At 74.3% G+C, this 2,170-nt stretch carries 2 protein-coding genes and 2 pseudogenes; 1 reads left to right on the top strand and 3 read right to left on the bottom strand.

Features of this window, described 5'->3' with window-relative positions:
• Positions 1 to 533, top strand: a pseudogene (locus tag ACTS11_RS06515) (hypothetical protein); the annotation flags it as partial.
• A gap of 4 nt (positions 534 to 537) precedes the next feature.
• Here the strand turns inward: ACTS11_RS06515 and ureG are convergent.
• The 3 genes and pseudogenes from ureG to ACTS11_RS06500 all read right to left on the bottom strand — a co-directional run.
• Positions 538 to 1,149 (bottom strand): urease accessory protein UreG, encoded by a 612-nt coding sequence (gene ureG, locus ACTS11_RS06510; RefSeq protein ID WP_442639521.1) that lies wholly within the window; start codon positions 1,147 to 1,149, stop codon positions 538 to 540.
• Positions 1,150 to 1,166: 17 nt separating this feature from the next.
• Positions 1,167 to 1,817 carry an urease accessory protein UreF gene (locus ACTS11_RS06505; protein WP_442639520.1) on the bottom strand — a complete coding sequence of 217 codons (651 nt, stop codon included), beginning with the start codon at positions 1,815 to 1,817 and terminating at the stop codon, positions 1,167 to 1,169.
• Positions 1,818 to 1,820: 3 nt separating this feature from the next.
• Positions 1,821 to 2,170, bottom strand: a pseudogene (locus ACTS11_RS06500) (urease accessory protein UreE); the annotation flags it as partial.

Below are 2,170 nucleotides of genomic sequence, written 5' to 3'. Positions count from 1 at the left end.
GGTTCAGCGTGGCGACCGGCGCCGCGCTGAACCCCTCCGAGGTGCCCTTCGAGCGGCGCTTCCGGGGCGCGCGGCGGCTCGACTTCACCGGACCCATGGGCCACGCCCCCCGCAGCCTGCGCAAGGCGCGCGACGCGGTGATTCTCCACGATCCGACCGACGTGGCGATGGCGGCGCAGGCCGCGCTCTTCGCGGCGCCGAACACTACGCTGCTCGGGATGCCCTATGCCGGGCGGGACTTCGCGCGCATCCTGCTCGACGAGGGGGCCTCGGTCTCGCTCCTGCGGATGCTGTCCGAGGGGGAGCGGGACGCCACCGAACTCAGGGCCGCGCTCAAGGGGCCGAGCCGGGCCTGCGTCGGCACGCAGCTCCGCAAGGCGCGGGCGGCGCTGGTGCAGGGTCACGCGAAGCGCGCGGGCCTGATCGCCCGCCACGGCTTCGAGGCGACGGGCGACCGGCGGTTCTCGGCGCTCCTGACCGAGACGCAGGCCGCCCTCCTGCCGAAGGCCGGACGCACGCGCGAGAAGGCCTGACCGCTCAGAGCCCGCCCGCGCGGGTCAGGAAGGCCACGACCTCGTCGATCCCCTGCCCGTTCCGCAGGCTCGCCATGACGAAGGGCCGCCCGGCCCGCGCCCGCGCGGCGTCGGCCTCCAAGAGGTCGCGGTCGACGCCCACATGGGGGGCGAGGTCCACCTTGTTCACGATCAGCAGGTCCGAGCGCGTGACCCCCGGCCCCTTCTTGCGCGGGATGTCCTGCCCGGCGGCGGTGTCGATCACGTAGAGCGTCAGGTCGGCCAGTTCCGGCGAGAAGGTCGCGGCGAGGTTGTCGCCGCCCGATTCGATGAGGATCACGTCGAGGTCGGGGATGCGCGCCCGGAAGTCCGCGACGGCGGCGAGGTTGATCGAGGCGTCCTCGCGGATCGCGGTATGCGGGCAGCCGCCCGTCTCGACGCCGCGGATGCGCTCGGCGGGCAGCGCCTGCACGCGAAGGAGATACTCGGCATCCTCGGCGGTATAGATGTCGTTGGTGATGACCGCGACCGAGTGGGTCCGCGACATCGCCCGGCAGAGCTTCTCGGTCAGCGTCGTCTTGCCCGCGCCGACCGGCCCGCCGATGCCGACCCTGAGGGGTCCGTTCGCGCTGCCCATCCCTGTCTCTCCTCTCGTCAGGTGCGGAACAGCCGCACCTCCTGCGTCTCGTGTTCCATCGCGGCCAGATCGGCGCCGAATGCCGCTCCGCCGAGGCTGTCGATGACCCGTTCGGGCGGCACCTCGGCCGCCGCCGCCGCCACGCGCCCGGCCAGCGGCGCGAGGGCGGCGAGGATGCGCTGCCCCTCCGCCTGCCCCAGCGGCACGAAGCGCACCGCCACCGAGACGAGCGCGCCTCCGAGCGCCTGGAGATAGAGCGCCGCGACCGTTCCGGGCGGCAGGGCGAGCGCGCGGGCGGCCTCTCCGACGGCGACGGGATAGGGCCTGTCCTCCCCCTCCGCCCCCATGGCGCGGCGCGTCGCGGCGAAGGCCGCGCCCTGCGCGCGCGTCTCCTCCCAGCGTTCGGCCGACCCCGCGAGCGCGCGCGCCATGTCGGAGAGCGCGTCGAGATCGGCCCCCGGGGCCATCGCGGCAGCCAGCAGGATCGCGTCCGTCCGCCCGCTGCCCGCCTCGAGCACGGTCGCGATCCAGGCCTGCGCCGTGGCGCCGTCATGGACGCGGCCCGAGGCGATCTCGGCCTCGAGCCCGTGGGAATAGGCGAAGGACGAGACCGGGAAGGCGGGCGACAGCCACTGCGTCAGCGCGAGGAGGTCGGCGGGGGCGGCCATGGCTCAGCCCGCGTCGCCGTCCGCGTCGCCGCCGTGGTCATGCGCGTGGCCGTGGTAATCCTGCGACTGCCCGTGGCTGTGCCCGTGGCTGTGCGTGTGGTCGTGCGCGTGGGCGTGCCCATGCGAGTGGCCATGCGAGTGGCCATGCGAATGCCCATGCGAATGTCCGAGCGTGCGCCCGTGCCCGTAGGCGCCGCCCTCCGGCGTGAAGGGCGCATGGACCTCGGTCAGCCCCGCCCCCAGCCCGCGCAGCATGTCCGCCAGAACGTGATCCGCCCGGATCAGGAGGTGATCGCGCGCCACCGCGCAGGGCGTGTGCCGGTTGCCGATGTGCCAGGCGAGGCGCGGCAGCT

The organism is Roseicyclus sp., assembly GCF_052168335.1.
Taxonomy (GTDB): domain Bacteria; phylum Pseudomonadota; class Alphaproteobacteria; order Rhodobacterales; family Rhodobacteraceae; genus Roseibacterium.
The sequence above is the reverse complement of the archived record's forward strand: the minus strand, read 5'-3'. Positions and strand labels throughout refer to the sequence as shown.